Here is a 25,694-nt window from a genome sequence, read left to right on the forward strand (position 1 = left end):
TTACGGCGCTTTGGCAACGGCGGCGGGTGGCGTCCAGATGACGTCCTTGATGTTCAAGGGCTTGGGGATCAGTTTGAGTTGGTAGAAGCTGTCGGCGATTTTCTGCTGGGCGGCGACCACTTCCGGGGTCAGGAACAGCGCGCCGTAGCCCTGGCGTTTCACCGAGGTCAGGGTGATGTCAGCCGGCAGGCCAAGCAGCGGGGCAACTTGTTCGGTGACTTCCTGTGGATTGGCCTTGGACCATTCGCCCACCGCGCGCACTTCTTCCACCAGTGCCTTGATCACTTCCGGGTGTTTTTCGGCGTAGGGTTTGGTGGCCAGGTAGAACTGGTGGTTGTCGGCAATGCCGGTGCCGTCACGCAGGGTGCGGGCTTGCAGTTGTTTCTCGGCAGCAGCCTGGTACGGGTCCCAGATCACCCAGGCGTCCACGCTGCCACGTTCAAACGCGGCACGGGCATCGGCGGGCGGCAGGAATACGGCCTGCACGTCGGTGTATTTGAGGCCGGCGTCTTCCAGCGCACGTACCAGCAGGTAGTGCACGTTGGAGCCTTTGTTGAGCACGACTTTCTTGCCCTTGAGCTCGGCCACGGATTTGATCGGCGAATCTTTCGGTACCAGGATCGCTTCGCTGGTCGGTGCTGGCGGTTCGTAGGCGACGTAGAGCAGGTCGGCACCAGCGGCCTGGGCGAATACCGGTGGGGTCTCGCCGGTGACCCCGAAGTCGATGGAGCCGACGTTCAGGCCTTCGAGCAATTGCGGGCCGCCAGGGAACTCGGTCCACTGCACGTTCACGCCTTGGGCAGCCAGGCGCTTTTCCAGCGAGCCCTTGGCCTTGAGCAGCACCAGGGTGCCGTATTTCTGATAACCGATCCGCAGGGTTTCGGCGGCGTGGGCTTGAACAATGGCGCCGAAGGACACAGCCGCAGCAAACAGTGCGACCAGACCACGACGCAAGATGACAGTGCGCATGGCGCTCTCTCCAAATAGTGCGTTTAGGGGGTTGGCTGCACCTGCTTGGCCGTTGGCGGCTGAGTAAGGTGAGTACTACAAAATCCGGTAAGGCTCAGATGCTCCAGCGAGCACTCAACAAACGTTCATTCAACACATGGGGGTCCAGCGGTTTCGGGCGACGGGCCATGGCGCTGTAGAAAGTTTCCAGGGCCTCGTGCAAGCGGTGTTCAAGCACCGGCACCAGTTGCGCCTGCGCACTGCCTTCGCCATAGGCGATCTGGCTGTCTTCGGCAAAGATACCGTGGAGCAATTCCTGGGCCTTGAGCGCCGACAACACCGGCTTCAGGGCGTAGTCCACCGCCAGCATGTGGGCGATGCTGCCGCCCGTGGCCATCGGCAGAACGATCTTGTGGGCCAGGGCGCGCTCAGGCAGCAGGTCCAGCACAGTTTTCAGTGCGCCGGAGAACGAGGCCTTGTACACCGGCGTGGCAATCACCAAGCCATCGGCATTGGCGACTTGCTGCAACAGGTCGATGACCTTGGGGCTGTCGAAGCGCGCGTGCAGCAAGTCTTCGGCCGGGAAGTCCCGTATCTGATAACTCACCACTTCCACGCCTTTCTGCTGTAGCCACTGACGGGTTTTATCCAGCAAGACCCCGGAGCGGGAACGCTGGCTGGGACTGCCTCCAAGTGTTACGACCAGCATGCAGGTATTCCTTGAGCAAGTGTCGGCGGTTCGCTGTGTGGCGATGTCGCCAAGATGGAACAGACCTTATCAGCACATTTATATATCTATAAATCTTATTTTTTCATTTGTTTATTCTTAAAGTGCATATGCAATTCAGGCCTCTCCAGGCGAAAAAAAAGGCCGTCGAAACGGCCTGAAAACCCCTGCTATGTGATTCGGTTTACAACGCAATGCGGTGGTGGATGTACCACCGCCATCGCGGGCAAGCCCAGCTCCCACAGGGGAATGCGGTCAACTGTGGGAGCCGGGCTTGCCCGCGATGGCGGCCTGAGCCTTAACGGTTGGGTTGTGGGGTGAGCCGCAGGTACGGCTTCACCGCGCGATACCCCTTCGGAAAGCGTTTCTTGATCTCTTCCTCATCCTTGAGCGACGGCACGATCACCACTTCATCACCGTCCTGCCAGTTGGCGGGCGTGGCGACCTTATGGTTGTCGGTCAGCTGCAACGAGTCGATGACCCGCAGGATTTCGTGGAAGTTGCGACCGGTGCTGGCCGGGTAGGTGATGGTCAGGCGGATCTTCTTGTTCGGGTCGATCACGAACAAGGAACGCACGGTGAGGGTGTCGCTGGCATTCGGGTGGATCAGGTCGTACAGGTCCGATACTTTGCGATCGGCATCAGCCAGAATCGGGAAGTTGACGACGGTGTGCTGGGTTTCGTTGATGTCTTCGATCCACTTGTGGTGCGAGTCCACAGGGTCGACCGACAGGGCGATGGCCTTGACGCCACGCTTGGCAAATTCGTCCTTGAGCTTGGCGGTAAAGCCCAGCTCTGTGGTGCACACCGGAGTGAAGTCCGCCGGGTGGGAGAACAGCACACCCCAGCTATCGCCCAGCCATTCGTGGAAACGAATCTTGCCGGCGCTGGAATCCTGTTCAAAGTCGGGGGCGATGTCGCCCAGTCTTAGGCTCATGGTGTGGCTCCTAGTGAGTGCTTATGGAGCCCACTGTGCATGCATTGCGGATTATTTAAAAAGAATAAATATCGATTTATCTAGACGATATAGGAATATTAAAAATCTGTTCATTGGACGTGGGTGCAGGCAAGGAGCAACATCGTTTTCAAGGTTCGAGAAGGCCTTGAGACGCTGTACAAGAGGGGATTCGGGAAGGGCTTGCGGGGGTTGAGCCCGACCTGAAAGCAAGACACCTTGCCCGGCATTGCGCCGGGCAAGGTTTTGCACACTTGGAATTGACTCAGACGACTAGAACAGTGGCAGCGAGTAGCTCACGATCAGACGGTTTTCGTCTTGGTTACGCTGGCCAGGAATGTCGTTGCGCCACATAGCGTTTTTCCAGGCTACACCAACGTTTTTCAGTGGGCCTTCTGGCACGACGTAGGCAACAGTGATGTCACGTTCCCACTCGTTCGCGCCATTGGCATTTGTAGCCCGTTGCGGTGTACCGGTGTTGCCACGGGTGTCGATATTGTCACCACGCAGGTAAACCACGCCGGCGGTCAAGCCAGGCACGCCAACCTTGGCGAAGTCGTAAGCGTAGCGAGCTTGCCAGGTACGTTCACCGGCACGGGCGAACTTGGCGATCTGCATGTCAGTAGTCAGATAGGCCGAGGAACCGTCGCCTTGGTTCAACCAAGGGAAGTCGCTGTTGCCGTTGCTGACCTGGTAACCGCCACCGAAGGTGTGACCTGCAACGGTGTACAGGAACAAGCCGCTGTACAGGTTGTTGTCGACTTTACCTTTAGTGATGGTAGCGCCAGCGGCGTTAGTACCGTAGTCACCGGTGGTGTAGTAGTTCGCATCGTGGCCGTTGGCACCATCGTCGCGGCTATTGAAGTAGCGCAAGTCGGTTTTCAACACGCCAGGACCGATTGCCCAGTTATGCAGCAGGCCCAGGAAGTGCTGCTTGTAGAACTGATCCAGATTGCCGTAGTAGTACTGGGCAGTCAGATCCTTGGTGATTTTGTAGTCACCGCCGGCGTAGTAGAACTTGTTGCTGTCGCGACCTGTGGCACTACGACCGTTGGCACCGGCAATCGACAGGTTCTCGACGTTGCTGGAGTTACGACCCTTGGCCTTTTCGATCTGACCGGCAACCAGCGTCAGGTCCTTGATGTCGTTAGTGGTGATCTGGCCACCCTGGAAGGTCTGCGGCAGCAGGCGACCGTCGTTGGACACAATAACGGGCAACTTAGGCATCAGGGTGCCCAGTTTCAGTTCGGTCTGGGAGATCTTGGCTTTTGCAGTCAGGCCCAGGCTGGAAAAGTCGTTAACAGCTTTGCCGTTGGACTCGCTTGGGAAGACAGTGCCGCCGTAGGAACCGTAGCTGGTGCCGCCGCGTTTGGTCGCGCCGTTAGTACCACCGCCCGAATCCAGGCGCACGCCCAGCAGGCCGATTGCATCAAGACCGAAACCCACAGTACCTTGGGTATAGCCCGAGGTGAAACGCAGGTCGAAGGCTTGGCCCCATTCTTCTTGCTTGCTCTGTGCACCGGCCGCTTTGGTAGCGTCGTCACGGTTGTCAGTGTTGATGTAGAAGTTACGCAGACCCAGTGTGGCCTTGCTGTCTTCGATGAAACCGGCAGCGCCTGCTTGCTGGGCAATTGCGCCCAAAGCTACAGCCAAAGCCAAGGTGGACTTCTTCATGTACCGCTCCTCTCATTTCTAATTTTTGTATTTCTAAGGTCTCGGGTCTGACGCCCTTGATCCACAGATGCGCGATTAGCGCCAGATAGTGACTACCAAGTCAATCGTAACCTTGTGTGTCTACTACCTTCGTCTAATCGCAGTTAATTTGGTCCCTGCAGGGTAATGAGTTTTTCATACACCCAAAAAGAATTGTTTCATTCTTTTTCATACGATCCAGGAATAAGGCTTTCCATGAAGCGAGCACGTTCGGGGGAACGAACCGCTCCATAAGCTAATTCCTAAAGGGTATTTACCAGCCTTTTTTTAGATCGATTAGTGTGGCCGTACTGTTGCATACGTCACCCACGATCAAAAAGGCGACGCCATCATGGCCAAACGCACATCCTCCCGTCAATTTGTTACAGTTTTTGTGTCACTAATACTTTCTTTTGGTGTCAACGCGGCCGATTTAACCATCGGCTACCAAACCGGTATTGACCCCAGCAAAGTCCCTCAGGCCGACGGCCTCTATGAGAAGGCCATCGGCGAGAAAATCGCCTGGCGCCGGTTCAACAGTGGGCCTGAAGTCGTGACGGCCATCGCGTCCGGCGACGTCCAGATCGGCAATCTGGGTTCCAGCCCGCTCGCAGCGGCGGCTTCACGCCATCTACCGATCGTGGCGTTCATCGTATCGGCGCAGATCAATGCTTCTGAAGCCTTGGTAGTGCGCAACGGCAGCGGCATCGACACACCGCAGGACCTGGTCGGCAAAACCATCGCCACGCCTTTTGTCTCAACCTCTCATTACAGCCTGCTCGGCGCGTTGAAGCACTGGGGCCTGGACACTAAAAAAGTCAAAGTGGTGAACCTGCAACCAGCCGAAATCGCCGCCGCGTGGAAACGGGGCGATATTGACGGCGCCTTCGTGTGGTCGCCCGCCCTGGGCGAGATCCGCAAGACCGGCAAAACCCTGACAGACGCGGCCCAAGTGGGTCAGTGGGGTGCGCCCACCTTTGAAGTGTGGGTGGCCCGCAAGGATTTCGCCGAAAAACATCCTGACGTAGTGGCCAGGTTTGCCAAAGTTACCCTCGACTCATTCGCCGACTACGCCGCCCATAAAGAGAGCTGGACGGTGGATTCCGAGCCTGTGCAGAAAATCGCTAAATTGACAGGCTCGAACGCCGCCGACATTCCTGAGTTGCTGGCCGGCACCACATTCCCCGACGCCCAGGCGCAGCAAACCGACGCGCTGCTTAAAGGCGGCACGGCGAAGGCGATTGGGGAAACAGCGAAGTTCTTGAAGGAACAGGGGAAGGTTGAGACGGTGCTGCCGGACTATTCGGCGTTCGTCACTGACAAATTCGCTCGAGATTAAACGCAATCCAATGTGAGAGCTGGCTTGCCTGCAATTGCATCACCTCGGATCAACTGAAAGACCGAGGTGCTTGTATCGCAGGCAAGCCAGCTCCCACAAAAACCTGCCCCTGCTATTAGTTACAGCGCCTTTTCGAAAATCTTCGAGTTACGCTGGTAGTTGTACAGCGACGCCCGCGCCGACGGCAGGCGGTCCACGCTGCTCGGTTCAAAACCGCGCTCACGGAACCAGTGGGCGGTACGGGTGGTGAGGACAAACAAGGTCTTCAAACCCTGCGCCCGCGCCCGGGTCTCGATGCGTTCCAGCAACACATCACCCCGCGCACCATGACGGTACTCCGGGTTGACCGCCAGGCATGCCAGCTCGCCCGCATCCGAATCCGCGATCTGGTACAGCGCCGCGCAAGCGATGATCATGCCCTCGCGCTCCACCACGCTGAACTGTTCGATCTCACGCTCCAGCACTTCCCGCGAGCGGCGCACCAGGATGCCCTGCTCTTCCAGCGGGCTGATCAGGTCGAGCAACCCACCGACGTCTTCAATCGCCGCTTCGCGCACCTGCTCGAATTGTTCCTGGGCCACCAGCGTACCGCCGCCGTCCCGGGTAAACAGCTCGGTGAGCAAGGCGCCGTCTTCGGCGTAGCTCACGATGTGGCTGCGCCCAACCCCGCCCCGGCATGCCTCTGCGGCTGCATCGAGCAATTCGGCCTGATAGTTACTTTTGCCCAGGCGCTGCAGATGCGCTGGCACTTGTTGCGGGCGCAGTTCGCGCACCAGGCGGCCATGCTCATCGATCAGGCCCAGATCGGCGCCGAACAGCAGCAGTTTGTCGGCGCCCAGGTCGATGGCGGCGCGCGTGGCGACGTCTTCGCAAGCCAGGTTGAATATCTCGCCAGTGGGCGAGTAACCCAGAGGCGACAACAGCACGATGGAGCGCTCGTCCAGCAGGCGGTTGATGCCCTTGCGGTCGACCCGGCGCACTTCGCCGGTGTGGTGGTAGTCCACCCCTTCGAGCACACCGATTGGCCGTGCGGTCACCAGGTTGCCGCTGGCTACCCGCAGGCGCGAGCCCTGCATCGGCGAGGAAGCCATGTCCATGGACAGGCGCGCTTCAATGGCAATGCGCAAGTGGCCGACTGCGTCGATCACACACTCCAGCGTTGCAGCATCGGTGATGCGCAAGCCTTCGTGGTAAGCCGGGGTGAGGCCACGCGCTTCAAGACGGGTTTCGATCTGTGGGCGTGAGCCATGGACCAGCACCAGCCGCACGCCGAGGCTGTGGAGCAGCACCAGGTCGTGGACGATATTGCCGAAGTTGGGGTGTTCCACACCGTCGCCCGGGAGCATGACCACAAAGGTGCAGTCGCGGTGGGCATTGATGTAGGGCGAAGCGTGACGAAGCCAATTTACGTAGTCGGGCATAACACCTGGGCCTGTAATAAAAAGCAGCCGAAAAAGGATGAATCATGAAAGCGCACAGCGGGCTGATGGTTATCGTCGGAACAGGCTTGGCGACACGCTCGCTCTCCTTCTATGTACGAATGGGCAGGGGTTAAATTACGCAGGTTTCAGGCAGTAGTGTTCGATCAGTTCCCGCAATAGACGCACTGTAGGCGTCAAGCGTGACATTTCGAGGTACTCGCCCGGCTGATGGGCGCAGGCGATATCGCCGGGACCCAGCACCAGGGTTTCACACCCGAGGCGCTGAAGATAAGGCGCTTCGGTGCCGAACGCTACTGCTTCGGCACGATGACCGGTCAAACGTTCGGCCACCCGCACCAGTTCGGCGTCTTCGGGTTGTTCGAACGGCGGCACTTCGGGGAACAACGGCGCGTAATCGATCTTGACCTGATGACGCTCGGCCAGGGGTTGCAGCTTCTGCCGGATTGCATCGCGCAGCACCTGGGGGTCCATGCCCGGCAGGGGGCGCAGGTCGAATTCCAGGGAACACTGGCCGCAGATGCGGTTGGGATTGTCGCCACCGTGGATGCAGCCAAAGTTCATGGTCGGCTGGGGCACACTGAATTGCGGGTTGCGGTACTCGCGTTGCCAGGCCAGGCGCAGGCCGCGCAGTTCGCCAATGGCGTCGTGCATAGCCTCAAGTGCGCTGTGGCCCAGGCTCGGATCCGACGAATGGCCACTTTGGCCCAGGATGTCGATACGTTCCATCATCACACCTTTGTGCAAGCGGATCGGCTTGAGGCCGGTGGGCTCGCCAATCACAGCCGCACGCCCCAGTGGCCGACCGGCTTCGGCCAGCGCACGGGCGCCGGACATGGAGCTTTCTTCATCACAGGTAGCGAGGATCAACAGCGGCTGCTTGAACGGTTGGTCCAGCAGCGGCAACACCGCTTCGATGGCCAGGGCGAAAAAGCCCTTCATGTCGCAACTGCCCAGCCCTACCCAGCGGCCGTCAACTTCCGTCAGCTTGAGCGGGTCGGTCTTCCACAATGCGGCGTCATACGGAACCGTATCGCTGTGACCTGCCAACACCAACCCGCCCGGGCCACTGCCGAAGCTGGCGAGCAGGTTGAATTTGCCGGGGCTGACTTGCTGGATGTCGATGGCAAACCCCAGGTCCCCCAGCCAACCGGCGAGCAAATCGATCACCGGGCGGTTGGTCTGGTCGAGAGACGCCTGGGTGCAACTGACCGACGGCGCAGCAATCAGCGCGGCGAACTGCTCTTTCATGGACGGTAATGGCATGCGCGGTCTCTCAACTTCCCGGATGAGCCCCACTATAGAGCCATCTGCACGACACAATAAACCGTTGCGGCGCGTTGCCGGGCTCAGTCCTGTACACTGCACGACCTTGGCAGCCACTCTTTTCCCCGGCTGCGCTCCCGATCCTGGATGTTCCGGCCATGCAAAAAGAAACCGAAATCAAGCTCCGCGTCAGCCGCGAGACCCTCGCCGCGCTGCGTGAGCACCCGCTCCTGAAAAAACGCAACAAAAGTGGCTGGGAACGCCGTGAGTTGATGAACCAGTATTTCGACACCCCTGAGCGCGACCTGGCCCAGGCCAAAGTCGCCCTGCGCCTGCGCAAGGACGGTGACGACATCATCCAGACCCTCAAGACCCGTGGCCAGAGCGTCGCCGGCTTGTCGGAACGCAACGAGTACAACTGGGACCTGCCCAAAGCCAAGCTCGACGTGAAGAAGCTCGACGGCGAATGCTGGCCCGAGCAACTGGCCGACCTGGACAAAAAGACCCTCAAGCCGATCTTCACCACCGACTTCGTGCGTGAGCGCGCGGAAATCGCCTGGGGCCGCGGCAAGGCCAAGGTGGTCATCGAAGCAGCCCTGGACCTGGGCCACGTGGTGGTCGGCAAGCAGAAAGAAGAAATCTGCGAACTGGAACTGGAACTGCGCGAAGGCGAACCGGCTGCCCTGCTGGAACTGGCCGCCGAGCTGGCCGCCACCCTGGCCCTGATGCCATGTGACATCAGCAAAGCCGAGCGCGGCTATCGCCTGTACGACGCCAGCAGCTATTCCCTGAGCCTGCCGGCGCCTGAACTGCACGCCGAAATGCCTTTGGACGACGCGTTTGCCGCCATCCTCTGGCACCTGCTCGGCAGCAGCCAGCGCCTGGCCGAGCAATACCGCTTCAATGGCCACTGGCGCCTGCTGAAGGACTGGGTCGACAACCTCGGCGAACTGCGTGCCCTGATCGGCAGCCTCGGCCAGGCCGCCCCTCGCCAATCCACCAGCGAACTGCGCAGCGCACTGGATGCCCTGCTGGAAGACTGGCGCCCGCTGGTGCAAGCCGGTGACGACGACGAAGACATCCGCAAAGCCGCGCCCGAGCAATTCATCGAAGAACTGGACGATGTGCGTTGGGGCCTGTTCTCACTGAATGCGTCCCGCTGGTTGCTGGCCCGTGCCTGGACCGCCGACCGCAACGTGCGCGGCAATCGCCAGGGCGCGGCACAAATCACCAACTGGTTGCCACGCCTGCTGGCTGACGACGCCGTCGCCCTGCAACTGCCGCGTTACCAGCAGCAGCCGGAAGACCTGGCCGAACAACTGCCGCGTATCGAACGCATCCAGGCCTGGCTGCACCATGCGCGCCATGTGGTGGACATTCCGGAGCTGGACCGTTTGTACGGCGAGCTGAACAAGTTGGCGCAACTGGCCAACCAACTGATCACCGATGAGTCGCTGGATGCGCGGATGCATCAGGCGATTGCGGTGTATCAGAACCGGGCGTGGAAGACTTTGTTGCGTCTGTAAGGACGCCATCGCGGGCGAGCCCGCTCCCACCTTGACCGTGTTCCAACTCTGGAATGCAGTCAAATGTGGGAGCGGGCTTGCCCGCGAAGAGGCCCTCACTGTCAGCGCAATACTGGCAGGCTAGTGGTGGACTTGATCTCCGACAACGCCACAATCGAATTGACCTCCTGAATCCCCGGCACCATCGACAGTTTCTCGAAGAAGAATCGCTCGTACGCCTCAATGTCCGCCGTCACGATGCGCAGCAAAAAATCCACCGCCCCCATCAGCACATAACACTCCAGCACTTCCGGAAAACCGCGAATCGCCTCGGTGAACTCCGTGAAGTTGGACCGACCGTGGGCGTTGAGTTTGACCTCGGCGAAGATCTGCGTGTTGAGGCCGATCTTCTTGCGATCCAGCAAGGTGACCTGGCCACGGATCACCCCCTCTTCCTTGAGCCGCTGGATACGGCGCCAGCATGGCGATTGAGACAAGCCCACCTGCTCGGCGATCTGCGCACTGGACAGCGAGGCGTCCTCTTGCAACAGGGCCAGGATGCGACGGTCGTAGGCGTCCAACTCGCTGTGCATAAAAATACCTTTTATTTAACATATGATGAATTGGATGATTCAAACATCCGCCAATATGGCCGATCTTAGATAAGAAATCTCCCACGCCAAATGCAAAAATTTCTCCAATCGAATCTGGAGAGTCAGCATGCACGGCGTCGAAACCATCCACCCCGCCACCCGCGTCGATGCGTGGGCCGTCAACAGCGCGCATTGCCAGGCGCATTACCGCATCGTCGCCGAAGCTGAGCCGGACGTGCTGTGCCGCGTGCTCAACTACTTTGCACTGCAGTTTCTGACACCCAGCCAGGTTCAGGTGAACCGCGAGGACGACCTACTGAGCGTGGATATCGTGATGAATGGCCTGAGTTGGCACCGGGCCCAGGTGATCGGTGAAAAGATTCGAAACGTGATCAGCGTGTGCAGTCTGGAACTGTGGGAAGCTGATTCCGTGGAGCCTCAAGAGCGGGTGGCCGTCGCGCTGTAAAGGCCTGCAATACAAGCCGGGAGGCGCCGAGTCAGGGGGTGACTAGCCTGGGGTTTACGCCCCAAGCCAGCCCAGGAAACCTGCAATGCCCGTTGATCAACCTTTGGAACTGCATCGACTGTTACCCGCCCTGGTCGACAGCGGCGTGATAACGCCCGAAACCGCCCGGCAGTTGTCTGCGCAACCCGCCAGCAATGCGGTGCATCCCTTGGCGTGCATTGCCGCCCAGGGGCCTTGCCTGGAAACCCTGACGCAATGGCTTGCCCGGCATGTCGGGCAGCCTTATCTGCGCATCGACCCGTTGAAGATCGACGTGGCGACCGTGGTGCCGTTGATGTCCCACGCCTTTGCCCAACGCCATGGCATTCTCGCGGTGGCCGTGGACGCGCATACCGTCACCATCGCCAGCGCCCAACCCGGCATCACCGGCTGGGAAGCCGGCCTGGCACAGGTGCTTAAACGCTCGATCAAACGCGTGGTCGCCAACCCCCAGGACATCCAGCGCTGCATCGGCGAGTTTTACCGCTTGGCCAAGTCGGTCAGTGGCGCCGACCAGAAGACCGCTGCGCCCGGCGCTGCCGAACTGCTCAACCTTGGTGCCCTCGACAAGGAGCCGGATGCCAATGACGCGCACATCGTCAATATCGTCGACTGGCTGCTGCAGTACGCCTTCGCCCAGCGAGCCAGCGATATCCACATCGAGCCGTGCCGCGACCAGGGCCGCGTGCGTTTTCGCATCGACGGGCTGTTGCACGACGTCTACCAGTTCCCACCCCAGGTCACCATGGCCGTGGTCAGCCGCCTCAAAAGCCTGGGCCGGATGAATGTGGCAGAGAAGCGCAAACCCCAGGATGGGCGAGTCAAGACCAAGAGCCCCACGGGCACCGAGGTGGAGCTGCGCCTGTCCACCTTGCCCACGGCGTTCGGCGAAAAACTGGTGATGCGCATTTTCGACCCGCAGGTCCTGCTCAAGGGCTTTGACCAACTGGGGTTGTCTGCCGATGATCAGCAACGTTGGCACGCCATGACACGCCAGGCCAATGGCATCATCCTCGTCACCGGGCCAACGGGGTCGGGCAAGACCAGCACGCTCTACACCACACTCAGGCAACTGGCGACCCGCGAGGTCAACCTGTGCACGGTGGAAGACCCGATCGAAATGGTCGAGCCCGCCTTCAACCAGATGCAGGTGCAGCACAACATCGACCTGACCTTCGCCAGCGGCATTCGCGCGCTGCTGCGACAAGACCCGGACATCATCATGATCGGTGAGATTCGTGATCAGGAAACGGCAGAAATGGCGATCCAGGCCGCACTGACCGGGCACCTGGTGCTATCAACCCTGCACACCAACGATGCCCCCAGCGCCATCAGTCGCTTGCAGGAACTGGGCATTGCTCATTATTTGATCAAAGCTACGCTGATAGGCGTAATGGCGCAGCGGCTGGTGAGGGTCTTGTGCCCTCACTGCAAACGCGCCGTGAAAGACACTGAAGTCCATGAAGCGGTCGGGTGCATGGAGTGTCGTGACAGCGGCTACCGGGGTCGAGCCGGTCTCTATGAAATCATGGTGGTGGACGAAGCGCTCAAGGCGCTCATCACGCCCGGCGCCGACATACAGGCGCTGCGCCAGGCGGCGCTTGAACAAGGCATGTGCAGCCTTCGCATGGCCGGTATCGACAAGATGAGGGCCGGCCTCACCACCCTGGCTGAAGTATTGCGCGTAACACCTGGGGATTCAGAAACAAATCCTTTGATTGTCGGGGCATGAAACCGTTCTTATCCGTGACGAGACCGTTACAATCGGCCGAACGTCGTTTCACTGACACTTTCAGATAGGGAATCGTTATGCAGATCGGAACCGTACTGCTTCTTTTCGTGGGCCTGGCCGTGGCCATCCTGTTCATGGGCTTCAAGGTGGTGCCTCAGGGCTACCAGTGGACCGTCGAACGTTTCGGCCGCTATACCAACACCCTCAAGCCCGGTCTCAACATCATCATCCCGGTCATGGACCGCATCGGTCGCAAGATCAACGTGATGGAGAGCGTGCTGGATATTCCGCCCCAGGAAGTGATCACCGCCGACAACGCCACCGTCCAGATCGATGCGGTGTGCTTCTTCCAAGTGGTCAACACCGCCCAGGCCGCCTACGAGGTCAATAACCTCGAACATGCCATCCGTAACCTGCTGCAAACCAACATCCGTACCGTGCTGGGCTCCATGGAGCTGGACGCCATGCTCAGCCAACGCGACGGTATCAACGAAAAACTGCTGAAAACCGTGGACGAAGCCACCGCGCCGTGGGGCATCAAGATCACCCGTATCGAGATCAAGGATATCAGTCCGCCCGCCGACCTGATGGCCGCCATGTCCGGCCAGATGAAAGCCGAACGGATCAAGCGTGCACAAATCCTTGAAGCCGAAGGCCTGCGCGCCTCGGCGATCCTGACCGCCGAAGGCAAGAAGCAGGCACAGATCCTTGAGGCCGAAGGTAGCCGACAGGCGGCCTTCCTTGAATCCGAAGCCCGTGAACGCCAGGCTGAAGCGGAAGCCCGCGCGACGCAGGTGGTATCGGAGGCCATCGCGTCGGGCAACGTGCAGGCGGTCAACTACTTCGTGGCGCAGAAATACATCGACGCCTTGGGCAAACTGGCGTCGGCCAACAACAGCAAGGTCATCCTGATGCCGCTGGAAGCCAGCCAGGTGATTGGCGCCGTGGGCGGCATCGGCGAGATCGTCAAGGCCACCTTCGACAGCAAGAAAGGCTGAAGCCATGTGGGAATTCCTGCAGCACCTGTCGTTCTGGGACTGGCTGGCACTGGGCACGGTGCTGCTGATTCTGGAGGTATTCGGGGCCGGCGGTTACCTGCTGTGGATGGGCATCGCTGCCGCCGCCGTGGGCGTGATCAAGTTCCTGGTGCCGCCGCTCGGGCTGGAATGGCAACTGCTGTTGTTCGCGGTGTTGTCCATATTGACGGCGGTGTACTGGTGGAAACGCCAACGCAGCAGCGCAAAGGCCAGTGACCAACCGGGGTTGAACGAACGCGGCTCGGAGCTGGTGGGGCGCGTCTTCGTGGTGCACCAGGCGATCGTCGATGGCCGGGGCAAGATAAAAGTCGGTGATGGGGTGTGGATGGCAACCGGTCCGGACAGCCCTGTAGGCGCTCAAGTACGGGTGATTGGTCAGAATGGCGTGGTTTTAACAGTTGAAACTGTTTAGTCAGTGATGGAACTCGGCTGGGCTTACTACAATCATAAAGTACAGATAACCCACCCGGAGTCACCCATCATGCGTCTTAAATATGCTGTCGCAACCCTCGCTGTGCTTTCCCTCCCTGTCGGTTCAGCCATGGCCGACAGCTTCTGGCGCAACGTCATCTCGTCGGGTGCCACCACCGGCTCGACGTACCTGACCTTCAAGGACCACAAGCTGGTGGTCGCCGCCCAGGACGACGCCGGCAGCTTCGTTGCCAGCGACGGCGGCATTCGTGGCCCGTACTTGGAAGCAGCCATGCAAAAGGTTCGCGCCGACAATCCGGGTCTGCAGGCCACGGATATGGAGCTGGCCAACGCCATCCTCGCAAAAAACGCTGTGACCGAATAACTCGAGCTTTATAAAAAATACCGCTTTAAACAGCGGTATTTTTTTGCCTTCAATTCCTACGATCTTCGCCGCTAAGCACTACGTAAGCGTTCCTGCTTTCGCAGCTGACTACAGAAAAGTCCTGTCGAGCCTCATCCTGCCAGGCAACAAGCTAAGGATTCCTTTTAAATAAAGCGAATCACTGCCCATGCAAAAGATTGCCTACGCGCTGCTGCTCTCTGTCTTCGCTACCCCCTACGCCCAGGCAGAAACCTGGTACGGATCAGCCAAATTCAATAACGCCCGTCAGAACCTTTCCAGTTCGCTGCTCACTAGCCCTCGCGTGACTGACCGGGTGGACGCCCCGGACAGCAGCAAGTCATTCGTGGCCTCTTTCGCCGCGGGTTATGCCTTCGAGAATGGCTGGCGACTGGAAGGGGAATACACAATGCCGAACAACTCGACATTCAAATCCTACTGGGCCCCCTTTAATGCCAACGTCAACAGCCTGCACGTCCAGAGCCAACGCTTGATGCTCAACGGCTATAAAGACATCCCGATCAACCCATGGTTGTCGTTCTACGGTATGGCCGGTGTGGGTATCGCTCGCATTGAAAGCGAAGGCTATCAAACCAACGAGACCCGTCGCTTTGCCAATAATCGCCAACACAACCTTGCCTACAGCGTAGGTATGGGGCTGGAAGCCAAGGTCAGTGAGCCAATCACACTGGGGGTTGGTTATCGTTATATCGCGATGGGCGATATTGAAACCGGCTACAACACCTTCGCAAACCGGGTGAATGCGCGGGATGAGCAGCTCAAGGGTAAGCTCAAGGAACAAAATGTGTTTCTGGAAGCGCGTTACGCCTTCTGAATACCCGCTGAGAATGCCGCTGTTGAAGCGGCATTTTTTTGCCCAACCGATGACGATTCATTCACAGGTGACAGGCTATATTCAGTCGAGCCGTGTAACCATGCTGATACTGATGCGCCCCTCACTCATCGCCAATCTGAAACGGATGCCTTCGTCGTTATGAGCCAATTGCCCTTTCTGCCGTTTTCCAAACCTACCATTGATGAAGCCACCATCTCGGCGGTCGGTGATGTATTGCGCTCGGGCTGGATCACCAGCGGGCCGAAAGTGCAGGCCTTCGAGGCGCAGTTGTCGGAGTATTTTGGTGGCCGCCCGGTGCGTACCTTCAACTCGGGCACCTGCACCATGGAAATTGCGCTGCGCATTGCGGGTATCGGCCCTGGCGATGAAGTGATCACCACACCGATCTCGTGGGTTGCCACGGCCAACGTGATTCTGGAAGTGGGCGCCACGCCGGTGTTTGCCGATATCGACCCGGTTACCCGCAATATCGACCTGGCCCAGGTGGAAGCGGCGATTACCCCGCGCACCAAGGCAATCATTCCGGTGTACCTGGCCGGCCTGCCGTTGGACATGCCGATGCTTTACGCGCTGGCCAACAAGTACAACCTGCGCATCGTCGAAGACGCTGCCCAAGCCCTGGGGTCCAGCTGGGATGGCGAACGCATTGGCGCCACCGGCGACTTCGTGTCGTTCAGCTTCCAGGCCAACAAGAACATCACGTCGTCCGAAGGTGGCTGCCTAGTGCTGAATAACGCCGAAGAAGCCCGCCTGGCCGAAAAATACCGCCTGCAGGGCGTTACCCGCACCGGCTTCGATGGCCTGGACGTGGATGTGCTGGGCGGCAAGTTCAACATGACCGACATCGCTGCCGCCATTGGCCTGGGTCAGTTCGCTCATATCGAAAAGATCACCGCTCACCGCCAGAACCTGGCGCGGCACTACTTCAAATGCTTTGGCAGTGACTTCGAAGAGCAATACGGCGCGCAACTGCCGCCGGCGGACTTCGAAAACAGCAACTGGCACCTGTTTCAGCTGGTGCTGCCGGAACGCCAGGATGGCCTGCCCGCCCGTGCAACCTTCATGGAACAGATGCAAGCTCACGGCGTGGGCATCGGCTACCACTACCCGCCCATCCACCTGCTGAGCCTTTATCGGGCACAGGGGTTCAAGGAAGGCATGTTCCCGGTCGCGGAGAAGGTGGGGCGCTTGATCGTGTCATTGCCGATGTTCACGGCCATGACAGAAGCGGATGTGGAGCGGTCGGTGGCGGCCGTAAAAGCGGTATTGAAACGCTGACCCTGTAGGAGCCGGCTTGCCGGCGATGAGGCCCTCAAGCTTTGCAGCGAACCTGAGGCCGCCATCGCCGGCAAGCCGGCTCCTACAGTAGATTGCGGTGTTACTCGCCGATGGCGGCTTTGTAGCCAGCCGCATCCAGCAGTTTTTCCAGGTCAGCCGGGTTACTCGGCTTGAGCTTGAAGATCCACGCACCGTAAGGATCGGAGTTCAACAGCTCTGGCTCACCGCTCAGGGCTTCGTTCACCGCAATCACTTCGCCAGCGATTGGCGAGTAGATATCCGACGCGGCTTTCACCGATTCAACCACACCCGCCTGGTCAGCTGCGGCAAACACGTTGCCGACTTCGGTCAGCTCAACGAACACCACGTCACCCAACGCTTCCTGGGCATGGTCGGAGATACCGACGGTCACTGTGCCGTCAGCTTCCAGACGGGCCCATTCGTGACTTTCGGCAAAACGCAGGTCGGCAGGGATATCGCTCATAGTCTGTGTCCTCAAGAAGAAATGTCAGCGGCCTTTGGCCTGCCGGAAATAGGTTAGATCAAGGTTTTGCCATGGCGCACGAAGGTCGGTTTGACCACTCGAACCGGGTACCACTTGCCGCGGATTTCCACTTCGGCCCGATCGGCAGTTGCCGTCGGTACGCGCGCCAGGGCAATGGATTTGCTCAGCGTAGGAGAGAAACTACCACTGGTGATCTCCCCTTCGCCAACATTGGCGATACGAACCACCTGGTGGGCACGTAAAACCCCGCGCTCTTCCAGTACCAGCCCCACCAGTTTGAACTGCACCCCGGCCGCTTTTTCCGCTTCAAGCGCGGCACGACCAATGAAGTCTCGCTCGGCGGGTTCCCAGGCAATGCTCCAGGCCATGTTCGCCGCCAGCGGCGACACGTCCTGGTGAATGTCCTGGCCGTACAGATTCATACCGGCCTCCAGGCGCAGGGTGTCGCGCGCGCCAAGGCCGATAGGTGAAATGCCAGCCCCCACCAGGTCGTTGAAAAAACCAGGGGCCTGATCGGCAGGCAGTACAATTTCCAGGCCGTCTTCGCCGGTATAGCCCGTGCGGGCAATAAACCAGTCGCCGTCGGCCTGGCCTTCGAAAGGCTTGAGCTGGTGGATCAAGGTGCTGCGCGATTGGGTGACCAGCTCGGCAATCTTCTGCCGGGCGTGAGGGCCTTGAATGGCGAGCATGGCCAATTCGGGCCGCTCATGCAGTTGCACCTGGTAGCTGCCCAGTTGCGCCTGCATCCAGGCCATGTCCTGGTCACGGGTGGCCGCGTTGACCACCAGCCGGTAACCGTCGTCGGTTCGGTAGACGATCATGTCGTCCACCACGCCGCCCCGCTCGTTGAGCATGGCGCTGTAGAGCGCACGGCCGCAGCCATGCAAACGATCCACATCATTGGCCAGCAAGTGCTGGAGCCATTCCTTGGCCTGGGGGCCTGTGATATCGATCACGGTCATATGAGATACATCGAACACCCCGCAGTCGCGTCGCACCTGATGGTGCTCTTCAACTTGCGAGCCGTAATGCAGAGGCATATCCCAACCGCCAAAATCGACCATTTTCGCGCCGAGGGCGAGATGCAGGTCATACAGAGGCGTACGCTGTCCCATGGGTTTCTCCTTCCGGGCTTGGCGAAGGTGCGCAGAGTTGCCATTTGCGCTGGAGACCTTGAATTACAAGGCCCGCAGCCACACACAGCGACTCGATCCGAAAGACGGACCGCACCGAATGCCGCGCATTGTAGCCGCAAGCCGTAGGACTGGCACCTAACCGATTTGCCGTGCGGAGCGACGGATCAGCCCGATCACTGGCAACAGGCCCACCAACACCAGCGTCAACGCCGGCAGCGAAGCCCTTGCCCACTCGCCTTCGCTGGTCATTTCAAAGATACGAACCGCCAAGGTGTCCCAGCCGAATGGGCGCATCAGCAAGGTGGCGGGCATTTCCTTGAGCACGTCCACGAACACCAGCAACGCGGCGCTCAGGGTCCCCGGCAGCAATAACGGCAGATACACTTTGCAAAACAGTCGTGGCCCGCTCACGCCAAGGCTGCGCGCGGCTTCCGGTAATGACGGCCGGATGCGCGCCAGGCTGTTTTCCAGCGGCCCATAGGCCACCGCCAGGAAGCGCACCAGATACGCCAGTACCAGCGCCGACAGGCTGCCCAGCAACAGCGGCTTGCCTGCACCACCAAGCCAACCGGAAAGCGGCACCACCAGCTCACGGTCCAGGTAACTGAACGCCAGCATGATCGACACCGCCAGCACCGAGCCCGGCAACGCATAGCCGACGTTGGCCAGGCTGATGCAGGAGCGGATCGCCCGGGTCGGTGCCAGCCGGTTGGCAAAGGCCAGTATCAACGCCACGCTGACCGTGATCAGCGCGGCGATGCCGCCCAGGTACAGGGTGTGAAGGATCAGGCCCGAATAGCGCTCATCCAGATCGAACCTGCCGCGCTGCCAGAACCAGGCGACCAATTGCACCATCGGGATGATAAAGGCGCAGGCGAACACCAGGCCGCACCAGGTGCTCGCCGCCGCTGCCTTGAACCCGCGCAGGTGATACAACGCCTTGCCCCGTGGCCGCTCGTTGCTCGGCCGGCTGGCTCCTCGTGCACGGCGCTCGCCATAGAGCACCAGCATCACCACCAGCAGCAGCAGGCTGGCCAACTGCGCCGCACTCGACAGGCTGAAAAAGCCGTACCAGGTCTTGTAGATCGCCGTGGTGAACGTATCGAAATTGAACACCGAGACCGCGCCGAAATCCGCCAGAGTCTCCATCAGGGCCAAGGCCACGCCAGCTCCGATGGCGGGTCGCGCCATGGGCAAGGCCACGTGCCAGAACGCTCGCCACGGTGATTGCCCGAGCACCCGTGCCGCTTCCATCAAGCCTTTGCCCTGGGCCAGGAACGCCGTGCGCGCCAGCAGGTAGACATAGGGGTAAAACACCAGCACCAGCACGATGATCACGCCACTGGTGGAGCGCACCCGTGGCAGGCGCAGGCCTGTGCCGAACCATTCGCGCAGCAGGGTTTGCACGGGGCCGGCAAAATCCAGCAGGCCGACGAAGACAAACGCCAGCACATAGGCCGGGATGGCGAACGGCAGCATCAGCGCCCAATCGAGCCAGCGTCGCCCGGGGAATTCGCAAAGGCTGGTGAGCCAGGCCAGGCTCACGCCGAGGAGGGTCACACCGACGCCGACGCCAAGTACCAACGTCAGGGTGTTGCCCAGCAGGCGCGGCATCTGGGTGTCCCAGAGGTGGGACCAGATTTGCGCATCGATACTTTGCCAGGACAGCAACAGCACACTCAGCGGCAGCAGCACCAGGGCGGCGGCGGTGAAGACCGGCAGGTACCAGCGGCGTTGGGCGGGGTGAGCCAAAGTCAGTTCTCAGTGAATAGATATCAGGATGTCACCACAATCCAAATGTGGGAGCGGGCTTGCTCGCGAAGGCGGTGTATCAGTCACACATGTATCGACTGACACGACGCCTTCGCGAGCAAGCCCGCTCCCACATTCAACACTGCAGTGCCCTGCAGATTGTACTTAGTTCCAGCCGGCGCGATCCATCAAGCGGATGGCCTCAGCCTGGCGTTTGCCCGCCACTTCCACCGGCAGGGTGTCCGCCACGAACTTGCCCCAGGTCGCCACTTCGGCCGACGGCGGCACGGCCGGGTTGGCCGGAAATTCCTGGTTCACATCGGCAAAGATCTTCTGGGCTTCAGCCGTGGTCATCCACTCCACCAGCGCCTTGGCAGCTTCCGGGTGTGGCGCGTGCTTGGTCAGGCCGATGCCCGACAGGTTCACGTGCACGCCACGGTCGCCCTGGTTCGGCCAGAACAGCTTCACCGCCAGGTTCGGGTTCTGCTTGTGCAGGCGGCCGTAGTAGTAGGTGTTGACGATGCCTACGTCGCATTGCCCGGCGTTGATCGCCTCAAGCACCGCGATGTCATCGGAAAATACATCGGTGGACAGGTTGTTGACCCAACCCTTCACGATTTCTTCGGTCTTGGCCGCGCCATGGGTTTCGATCAGGGTGGCGGTCAGCGACTGGTTGTAGACCTTTTTCGCCGTGCGCAGGCACAGGCGGCCTTCCCACTGTTTGTCGGCCAGCGCTTCGTAAGTGGTGAGGTCACCCGGTTTCACCCGGTCGGTGGAATAGGCGATGGTCCGCGCACGCAGGCTCAAGCCGGTCCAGGCATGGTTCGAAGAGCGGTATTGCAGAGGGATGTTCTTGTCGATCACGGCCGACGTGAACGGTTGCAGGATGCCCATCTGCTCGGCCTGCCACAGGTTGCCCGCATCCACGGTGAGCAGCAGGTCGGCAGTGGCATTTTCGCCCTCGGCCTTGATGCGCTGCATCAGCGGGGCTTCCTTGTCGGTGATGAACTTCACCTGAACGCCGGTCTTCTGGGTGTAGGCATCGAACACCGGCTTGATCAGTTCGTCGATGCGTGAGGAGTAGACCACGACTTCGTCGGCTGCCTGCACGGAGGTGCTGCCGATGAGGGTGAGTGCCAGGGCAGTCAGGAGGCGCTTGGATGCCAACATGGGTGCGGTCTCTCATTTGCAAAAAGTGGGCAAATGATAAGGACTCACATTTGGTGGCGCTTGGTGGAGGCGTTACCAGATGTTGCATAACAGCTTGTGCGGAGACTGACTTCCCTTGTGGGAGCGGGCTTGCTCGCGAAAGCGGTACATCAGCAACACATTCAGTGGCTGACACTCCGCTTTCGCGAGCAAGCCCTCTCCCACAGGAGGGTGTATTTCACATCAGGGTTGGGCGAGGTCGGGGAGGTCGCCGCTTAGGCCGAGCGCTTGGCGTACGAAGACGGCCTTGGCTTCGGGCATCTGGTCGACCATCTTCAAGCCAGCGTTGCGCAACCAGCGCAGCGGCAGTTGGTCGGCCTGGAACAGTCGCTCGAAACCTTCCATCGCCGCCATCAAGGCCAGGTTGTGGGGCATGCGCCGGCGCTCGTAGCGACTCAGCACTTTCACATCCGCCAGGCGTTCGCCGCGTTCAGCCGCCGAGAGCAGCACCTCAGCCAAGGTCGCCGCGTCGAGAAAGCCCAGGTTCACGCCCTGCCCGGCCAGCGGATGGATCACGTGGGCCGCGTCGCCGATCAATGCCAGGCCTTCGGCCACATAGCGCTTGGCATGACGCTGACGCAATGGCACACAAACGCGCGGGTCGGCGCTGATCACTGTTCCCAACCGCCCCTCAAAGGCGCGCTCCAGCTCACGACAGAAGCCTTCATCATTCAGCGCCATCAAGCGCTCGGATTCAGCCGGCGTGGTGGACCAGACGATCGAGCACCAATCCTCTTGCCCATCGCGCACCAACGGCAAAAACGCCAGTGGGCCGGTGTCGGTAAAGCGTTGCCAGGCCGTGCGCTGATGCGGTTGGCTGCTGCGCACGCTGGTGACGATAGCGTTGTGCAGGTAATCCCACTCGCGGGTCGCGGTGCCGGTCAGGCGGCGCACGGCGGAGTTGGCACCATCGGCGGCAATCACCAGGGGTGCGCGCAATGTGCGGCCGTCGGCCAGGGTCAGCAACCAGTCATCGCCGGAGCGACGCATCTGCTCCAGGCGTGCATTGGCCAGCAGGCCCAGGTCGCAATCGTGCAGGCGGTCGAGCAAAGCGTCCTGCACCACACGGTTCTCGACGATATGCCCGAGCACCTCGGCATGCACGCTGGCCGCCGAAAAGTGGATCTGCCCGGTGCCACTGCCGTCCCACACTTGCATCTCGCCGTAAGGGCTGGCGCGGCGCGAGACGATGCCGTCCCACACGCCCAGGCGCTCCAGAATACGCTGGCTGGCGGCCGACAAGGCGCTCACGCGCGGTTCGAATGCGGCCTGGCGGTCGAATGGCTTGACGCTCAGCGGGCTGCCGTCGAGCAGCAGCACCTGCAGGCCACTGCCCTGCAACGCCAGCGCCAGGGCGCTCCCGACCATTCCGGCCCCGACAATCAGCACATCTGCGCGCATGTCCATGCTTTAAGCCTGTCTCGCTGGCGGCTTGCGCCGCACGTAAAGGGTTTTGTCGACCCGCGCCACCAGAGTGCCGGAGCAGTCATGAATCTGTACCTTGAGGTGGGGCAGGTACTTCTCTCCACCCTCGGTCTGCCGGCGAATCTCATCGAGCAACGCGTCGTCGATGGAGAACTCGGCATACACCGGGCCTTTGCCCGGCGAAATGAAATCGATGCTCGCGGCCTTGTCCCAGACGATGTAGTCGCGGCCCAGGTTCTCCATCAACAGCAGCATGTAGAACGGGTCGACCATCGAATACAGGCTGCCGCCGAACTGCGTGCCGACATAGTTACGGTTGTACCAGCCCAGGCCCATGCGCACCTTGGCATGTCGAAAATCCGCGCTCAACGCCTGTACCCGAACGCCCGCGCCGAGGTACGGCGGGTACAGGGTCAGGAACAGCCGCAACAACCGCGCCTTGCCCAGGCGCCGGGTCAGCCAGTTACGCATCCGGACGCGTGCCCAGGCCCATGGCCTGACGGGCGAACCAGCGTTTGGCCGGTGGCAGCAAGTCCAGGCCCAGCAGGCCCAGGTTGCGGCCCAACGCCACCAGCGGTTGCGCGCTGCCGAACAGGCGCGTGACCTGGTCAGAAAAACCCACGGTCATTTTCTGGTCCAGGCGCTGGCGCTCAAGGTAGCCCTGCAAGGTCGCCAGGTCGCCCGGCACCGCAGGCCCGGCCAGCAAGGCCTCGGCCAGGGCATTCGCATCGCGCAGGGACAGGTTGAAGCCTTGCCCGGCAATCGGGTGCAGGCTGTGGGCAGCGTTGCCGAGGATGGCCAGGTGCGAGCGTACTTGCTCCTCGGCCTCGACCAGGGTCAACGGGTACAGGTGGCGGGCTCCGACTTGCTTCAAGGTGCCCAGGCGGTAGCCGAACACGCCCTGCAGTTCGCTGAGGAAGGCTCGCTCGTCGAGGTTGGCCAGGCGCTGGGCGTCCATGCCGATGCGGGTCCAGACCAGCGCGCAACGGTTGTCCGGCAGCGGCAGCAGAGCCATCGGGCCTTCATCGGTGAAACGCTCGAAGGCTTCGCCGTTATGGGCTTCGCTTGGGGTGATGTTGGCGATCAATGCGCTCTGGTTGTAAGGGCGGGTCTTCACGCCGATACCCAGTTGCTCGCGCAGGCCAGAACGACCGCCGTCGGCGAGTACCGCCAGGTCGCATTCCAACACGGTTTCATCGTTGAGGGTCAGGCGGTAGCCATCGGGCAGCGGCTCCATGCGCGTGACTTCGGCCGGGCAACGCCAACTGACCACGTCCTTGTCCAGGCCTTGCCACAGGCATTGGCCCAGCCAGGCATTTTCCACGACGTAACCCAGGGCCGGTACGCCCTCCTCCTGCGCGGTCAACCGTGCGGTGGAGAAGCGCCCACGGTCCGACACGTGAATCTGCTTGATCGGCTCGGCACGCCGGGAAATTTCCTGCCACAGGCCCAGGCGCTGGTAAATCTGGCGGGCGCCAAATGAGAGTGCCGAGGACCGTGCGTCGTAGCTCGGCTGATAACTGTCACCGGGTGCGAAGGGTTCGATCAGTACGATCTTCCAGCCGCGCGCCTTGGCCCCGGCCTGCAATGCCAGCGCCAGGCTGGCACCCACCAGGCCGCCGCCGATGATGGCGAGGTTGACCCTGCTCATCGGGCGGCTGCCATCAGCGCTTCGATCTCGGCAACGGCCTTGGGCACGCCACCGGTCAGAATTTCACAGCCTTGCTTGGTCACTACCACGTCGTCCTCGATGCGTACGCCAATGCCACGCCATTTCTTTGCCACGTTCTGGTTGTCCGGTGAAATGTAGATCCCCGGCTCCACGGTCAACGCCATGCCCACTTCCAGCACGCGCCATTCACCGCCTACCTTGTACTCGCCCACATCATGCACATCCATGCCCAGCCAATGGCCGGCGCGGTGCATATAGAAAGCCTTGTAGGCTTCGCTGGCGATCAACTCGTCGACGTCGCCCTGCAGCAAGCCCAGCTTCACCAGCCCGGCAGTGATCACCTGGACGGTCGCCTCGTGCGCCTGGTTCCAATGCTTGTCCGGGGCGATCTCGGCAAACGCGGCTTCCTGGGAAGCCAGCACAATCTCGTAGATCGCCTTCTGTTCCGGCGAAAACTTGCCATTGACCGGCCAGGTGCGGGTGATGTCGCTGGCATAGCAGTCGATCTCGCAACCGGCATCGATCAGCACCAGGTCGCCGTCCTTGAGCACTGCATCATTCTGCTGGTAATGCAGGATGCAGCTGTTGCGCCCGGCGGCAACGATGGAGCCATAAGCCGGCATTTTCGCGCCGCCCTTGCGGAACTCGTAATCCAGCTCGGCTTCCAGGCTGAACTCATGCAAACCGGCGCGGCTGGCCTGCATGGCCCGCACATGCGCCGCGCAGGAGATCCGCGCGGCTTCGCGCATCACCTTCACTTCTGCCGCCGATTTATACAGGCGCATGTCGTGCAGCAGATGATCCAGGGCAACGAATTCGTTCGGTGGTTGGGCGCCGAGGTGCGCTTTGGAGCGGATCACGTTGATCCACTCCATCAGGTGGCGGTCGAATTCGGCATTGCTGCCCATGGCCGAATACACCCGATCGCGGCCTTCGATCAGGCCGGGCAGGATGTCGTCGATGTCGGTAATGGGGAATGCGTCGTCGGCGCCAAAGTCACGGATCGCGCCTTCGGTGCCGGCGCGCAGGCCGTCCCACAGTTCGCGTTCGGAATTGCGTTCGCGGCAGAACAGCACGTATTCGCCGTGCTGGCGACCGGGCATCAGCACGATCACTGCCTCGGGCTCGGGGAAGCCGCTGAGGTACTGGAAGTCGCTGTCCTGGCGATACACGTGTTCGACATCACGATTACGGATCGCCACGGCGGCGGCTGGCAGGATCGCGATGCTGTTGGGTTCCATCTGCGCCATGAGCGCCTTGCGGCGCCGGGTGTATTCCGCTCTGGGGATATGAATCATGGGCAGATGGG

General features: G+C 60.7%; 24 protein-coding genes. 9 read left to right on the plus strand and 15 right to left on the minus strand.

The window, feature by feature from the left end; genetic code table 11:
- The 4 genes from ACVWVP_RS01660 to ACVWVP_RS01675 all read right to left on the minus strand — a co-directional run bounded on the left by ACVWVP_RS01660 (window position 1) and on the right by ACVWVP_RS01675 (window position 4,304).
- The gene (locus ACVWVP_RS01660) at window positions 1–969 is read right to left on the minus strand and encodes a sulfonate ABC transporter substrate-binding protein (RefSeq protein WP_259172335.1); all 969 of its coding nucleotides are present in this window, start codon (window positions 967–969) and stop codon (window positions 1–3) included.
- 94 nt (window positions 970–1,063) lie between these two features.
- A complete protein-coding gene (gene ssuE, locus ACVWVP_RS01665; RefSeq protein ID WP_176996843.1) occupies window positions 1,064–1,657 on the minus strand; it encodes an NADPH-dependent FMN reductase in 594 nt (197 codons plus the stop codon).
- 316 nt (window positions 1,658–1,973) lie between these two features.
- Window positions 1,974–2,612, minus strand: a complete 639-nt coding sequence (locus ACVWVP_RS01670) for a peroxiredoxin (RefSeq protein ID WP_178919970.1) — start codon at window positions 2,610–2,612, stop codon at window positions 1,974–1,976.
- 291 nt (window positions 2,613–2,903) lie between these two features.
- Entirely contained in the window at window positions 2,904–4,304 is a 1,401-nt protein-coding gene (locus ACVWVP_RS01675) for an OprD family porin (RefSeq protein ID WP_178919969.1), read from the minus strand.
- Window positions 4,305–4,674: 370 nt separating this feature from the next.
- Here ACVWVP_RS01675 and tauA point away from each other — a divergent pair, with 370 nt between their 5' ends.
- A complete protein-coding gene (tauA, locus tag ACVWVP_RS01680) occupies window positions 4,675–5,661 on the plus strand; it encodes a taurine ABC transporter substrate-binding protein (protein ID WP_457404327.1) in 987 nt (328 codons plus the stop codon).
- 119 nt (window positions 5,662–5,780) lie between these two features.
- On the opposite strand, the gene argA is transcribed toward tauA, so the two are convergent.
- A complete protein-coding gene (gene argA, locus ACVWVP_RS01685) occupies window positions 5,781–7,082 on the minus strand; it encodes an amino-acid N-acetyltransferase (RefSeq protein ID WP_178919967.1) in 1,302 nt (433 codons plus the stop codon).
- A gap of 135 nt (window positions 7,083–7,217) precedes the next feature.
- Window positions 7,218–8,366, minus strand: coding sequence for an acetylornithine deacetylase (gene argE / locus ACVWVP_RS01690; RefSeq protein ID WP_178919966.1), 1,149 nt, complete (start codon window positions 8,364–8,366; stop codon window positions 7,218–7,220).
- Between the two features lie 158 nt (window positions 8,367–8,524).
- On the opposite strand from argE, the gene ACVWVP_RS01695 reads away from it, so the two are divergent.
- Complete coding sequence (locus ACVWVP_RS01695; RefSeq protein WP_178919965.1) at window positions 8,525–9,892, plus strand: CYTH domain-containing protein; 1,368 nt, start codon at window positions 8,525–8,527, stop codon at window positions 9,890–9,892.
- Between the two features lie 101 nt (window positions 9,893–9,993).
- Here the strand turns inward: ACVWVP_RS01695 and ACVWVP_RS01700 are convergent, their stop codons facing one another.
- Window positions 9,994–10,464: an Lrp/AsnC family transcriptional regulator gene (locus ACVWVP_RS01700; protein ID WP_007928270.1), complete on the minus strand. Its 471-nt coding sequence runs from the start codon at window positions 10,462–10,464 to the stop codon at window positions 9,994–9,996.
- Between the two features lie 127 nt (window positions 10,465–10,591).
- Here ACVWVP_RS01700 and ACVWVP_RS01705 point away from each other — a divergent pair, with 127 nt between their 5' ends.
- The 7 genes from ACVWVP_RS01705 to ACVWVP_RS01735 all read left to right on the plus strand — a co-directional run bounded on the left by ACVWVP_RS01705 (window position 10,592) and on the right by ACVWVP_RS01735 (window position 16,686).
- Window positions 10,592–10,930, plus strand: coding sequence for a hypothetical protein (locus ACVWVP_RS01705; protein ID WP_457404330.1), 339 nt, complete (start codon window positions 10,592–10,594; stop codon window positions 10,928–10,930).
- A gap of 85 nt (window positions 10,931–11,015) precedes the next feature.
- Entirely contained in the window at window positions 11,016–12,701 is a 1,686-nt protein-coding gene (locus tag ACVWVP_RS01710) for a GspE/PulE family protein (protein ID WP_259172340.1), read from the plus strand.
- A gap of 77 nt (window positions 12,702–12,778) precedes the next feature.
- Window positions 12,779–13,699 (plus strand): SPFH domain-containing protein, encoded by a 921-nt coding sequence (locus ACVWVP_RS01715; protein ID WP_065902324.1) that lies wholly within the window; start codon window positions 12,779–12,781, stop codon window positions 13,697–13,699.
- Between the two features lie 4 nt (window positions 13,700–13,703).
- The gene (locus tag ACVWVP_RS01720; RefSeq protein WP_176996853.1) at window positions 13,704–14,150 is read left to right on the plus strand and encodes an NfeD family protein; all 447 of its coding nucleotides are present in this window, start codon (window positions 13,704–13,706) and stop codon (window positions 14,148–14,150) included.
- Window positions 14,151–14,219: 69 nt separating this feature from the next.
- Complete coding sequence (locus tag ACVWVP_RS01725; RefSeq protein WP_003176799.1) at window positions 14,220–14,534, plus strand: DUF2388 domain-containing protein; 315 nt, start codon at window positions 14,220–14,222, stop codon at window positions 14,532–14,534.
- Between the two features lie 187 nt (window positions 14,535–14,721).
- A complete protein-coding gene (locus ACVWVP_RS01730; protein ID WP_259172341.1) occupies window positions 14,722–15,387 on the plus strand; it encodes an outer membrane protein in 666 nt (221 codons plus the stop codon).
- Between the two features lie 159 nt (window positions 15,388–15,546).
- Window positions 15,547–16,686: a DegT/DnrJ/EryC1/StrS family aminotransferase gene (locus ACVWVP_RS01735; protein WP_178919961.1), complete on the plus strand. Its 1,140-nt coding sequence runs from the start codon at window positions 15,547–15,549 to the stop codon at window positions 16,684–16,686.
- A gap of 100 nt (window positions 16,687–16,786) precedes the next feature.
- On the opposite strand, the gene gcvH is transcribed toward ACVWVP_RS01735, so the two are convergent.
- From gcvH to pepP, 8 genes are all read right to left on the minus strand, one after another.
- Window positions 16,787–17,170 (minus strand): glycine cleavage system protein GcvH, encoded by a 384-nt coding sequence (gcvH, locus tag ACVWVP_RS01740; RefSeq protein ID WP_178919960.1) that lies wholly within the window; start codon window positions 17,168–17,170, stop codon window positions 16,787–16,789.
- 53 nt (window positions 17,171–17,223) lie between these two features.
- Window positions 17,224–18,306, minus strand: a complete 1,083-nt coding sequence (gene gcvT, locus ACVWVP_RS01745) for a glycine cleavage system aminomethyltransferase GcvT (RefSeq protein ID WP_457404334.1) — start codon at window positions 18,304–18,306, stop codon at window positions 17,224–17,226.
- A 156-nt stretch (window positions 18,307–18,462) separates the two neighbouring features.
- Window positions 18,463–20,079 (minus strand): ABC transporter permease, encoded by a 1,617-nt coding sequence (locus ACVWVP_RS01750; protein ID WP_457404336.1) that lies wholly within the window; start codon window positions 20,077–20,079, stop codon window positions 18,463–18,465.
- Between the two features lie 165 nt (window positions 20,080–20,244).
- Complete coding sequence (locus ACVWVP_RS01755; RefSeq protein WP_457404338.1) at window positions 20,245–21,249, minus strand: extracellular solute-binding protein; 1,005 nt, start codon at window positions 21,247–21,249, stop codon at window positions 20,245–20,247.
- Between the two features lie 222 nt (window positions 21,250–21,471).
- Complete coding sequence (locus ACVWVP_RS01760) at window positions 21,472–22,689, minus strand: 2-octaprenyl-3-methyl-6-methoxy-1,4-benzoquinol hydroxylase (protein ID WP_178920098.1); 1,218 nt, start codon at window positions 22,687–22,689, stop codon at window positions 21,472–21,474.
- Between the two features lie 9 nt (window positions 22,690–22,698).
- Window positions 22,699–23,184 carry a DUF4442 domain-containing protein gene (locus ACVWVP_RS01765; RefSeq protein ID WP_457404339.1) on the minus strand — a complete coding sequence of 162 codons (486 nt, stop codon included), beginning with the start codon at window positions 23,182–23,184 and terminating at the stop codon, window positions 22,699–22,701.
- Complete coding sequence (gene ubiH, locus ACVWVP_RS01770; protein WP_178919955.1) at window positions 23,177–24,364, minus strand: 2-octaprenyl-6-methoxyphenyl hydroxylase; 1,188 nt, start codon at window positions 24,362–24,364, stop codon at window positions 23,177–23,179. The genes ACVWVP_RS01765 and ubiH overlap by 8 nt, the downstream gene beginning before the upstream one ends.
- The gene (gene pepP, locus ACVWVP_RS01775) at window positions 24,361–25,683 is read right to left on the minus strand and encodes a Xaa-Pro aminopeptidase (protein ID WP_457404341.1); all 1,323 of its coding nucleotides are present in this window, start codon (window positions 25,681–25,683) and stop codon (window positions 24,361–24,363) included. The genes ubiH and pepP overlap by 4 nt, the downstream gene beginning before the upstream one ends.
- Between the last annotated feature and the right edge of the window lie 11 nt (window positions 25,684–25,694).

It is taken from the genome of Pseudomonas sp. TE24901 (genome assembly GCF_054058375.1).

Coding starts and splice junctions, on each gene's coding strand:
- gcvT (WP_457404334.1), bottom strand. CDS start 18,306: ATGGGACAGCGTACGCCTCTGTATGACCTGCATCTCGCCCTCGGCGCG.
- ACVWVP_RS01675 (WP_178919969.1), bottom strand. CDS start 4,304: ATGAAGAAGTCCACCTTGGCTTTGGCTGTAGCTTTGGGCGCAATTGCC.
- ACVWVP_RS01715 (WP_065902324.1), top strand. CDS start 12,779: ATGCAGATCGGAACCGTACTGCTTCTTTTCGTGGGCCTGGCCGTGGCC.
- ACVWVP_RS01730 (WP_259172341.1), top strand. CDS start 14,722: ATGCAAAAGATTGCCTACGCGCTGCTGCTCTCTGTCTTCGCTACCCCC.
- ACVWVP_RS01670 (WP_178919970.1), bottom strand. CDS start 2,612: ATGAGCCTAAGACTGGGCGACATCGCCCCCGACTTTGAACAGGATTCC.
- ACVWVP_RS01710 (WP_259172340.1), top strand. CDS start 11,016: ATGCCCGTTGATCAACCTTTGGAACTGCATCGACTGTTACCCGCCCTG.
- ACVWVP_RS01725 (WP_003176799.1), top strand. CDS start 14,220: ATGCGTCTTAAATATGCTGTCGCAACCCTCGCTGTGCTTTCCCTCCCT.
- ACVWVP_RS01695 (WP_178919965.1), top strand. CDS start 8,525: ATGCAAAAAGAAACCGAAATCAAGCTCCGCGTCAGCCGCGAGACCCTC.
- ACVWVP_RS01755 (WP_457404338.1), bottom strand. CDS start 21,249: ATGTTGGCATCCAAGCGCCTCCTGACTGCCCTGGCACTCACCCTCATC.
- argE (WP_178919966.1), bottom strand. CDS start 8,366: ATGCCATTACCGTCCATGAAAGAGCAGTTCGCCGCGCTGATTGCTGCG.
- argA (WP_178919967.1), bottom strand. CDS start 7,082: ATGCCCGACTACGTAAATTGGCTTCGTCACGCTTCGCCCTACATCAAT.
- ssuE (WP_176996843.1), bottom strand. CDS start 1,657: ATGCTGGTCGTAACACTTGGAGGCAGTCCCAGCCAGCGTTCCCGCTCC.
- tauA (WP_457404327.1), top strand. CDS start 4,675: ATGGCCAAACGCACATCCTCCCGTCAATTTGTTACAGTTTTTGTGTCA.
- gcvH (WP_178919960.1), bottom strand. CDS start 17,170: ATGAGCGATATCCCTGCCGACCTGCGTTTTGCCGAAAGTCACGAATGG.
- ACVWVP_RS01720 (WP_176996853.1), top strand. CDS start 13,704: ATGTGGGAATTCCTGCAGCACCTGTCGTTCTGGGACTGGCTGGCACTG.
- pepP (WP_457404341.1), bottom strand. CDS start 25,683: ATGATTCATATCCCCAGAGCGGAATACACCCGGCGCCGCAAGGCGCTC.
- ubiH (WP_178919955.1), bottom strand. CDS start 24,364: ATGAGCAGGGTCAACCTCGCCATCATCGGCGGCGGCCTGGTGGGTGCC.
- ACVWVP_RS01660 (WP_259172335.1), bottom strand. CDS start 969: ATGCGCACTGTCATCTTGCGTCGTGGTCTGGTCGCACTGTTTGCTGCG.
- ACVWVP_RS01700 (WP_007928270.1), bottom strand. CDS start 10,464: ATGCACAGCGAGTTGGACGCCTACGACCGTCGCATCCTGGCCCTGTTG.
- ACVWVP_RS01760 (WP_178920098.1), bottom strand. CDS start 22,689: ATGCGCGCAGATGTGCTGATTGTCGGGGCCGGAATGGTCGGGAGCGCC.
- ACVWVP_RS01705 (WP_457404330.1), top strand. CDS start 10,592: ATGCACGGCGTCGAAACCATCCACCCCGCCACCCGCGTCGATGCGTGG.
- ACVWVP_RS01735 (WP_178919961.1), top strand. CDS start 15,547: ATGAGCCAATTGCCCTTTCTGCCGTTTTCCAAACCTACCATTGATGAA.
- ACVWVP_RS01765 (WP_457404339.1), bottom strand. CDS start 23,184: ATGCGTAACTGGCTGACCCGGCGCCTGGGCAAGGCGCGGTTGTTGCGG.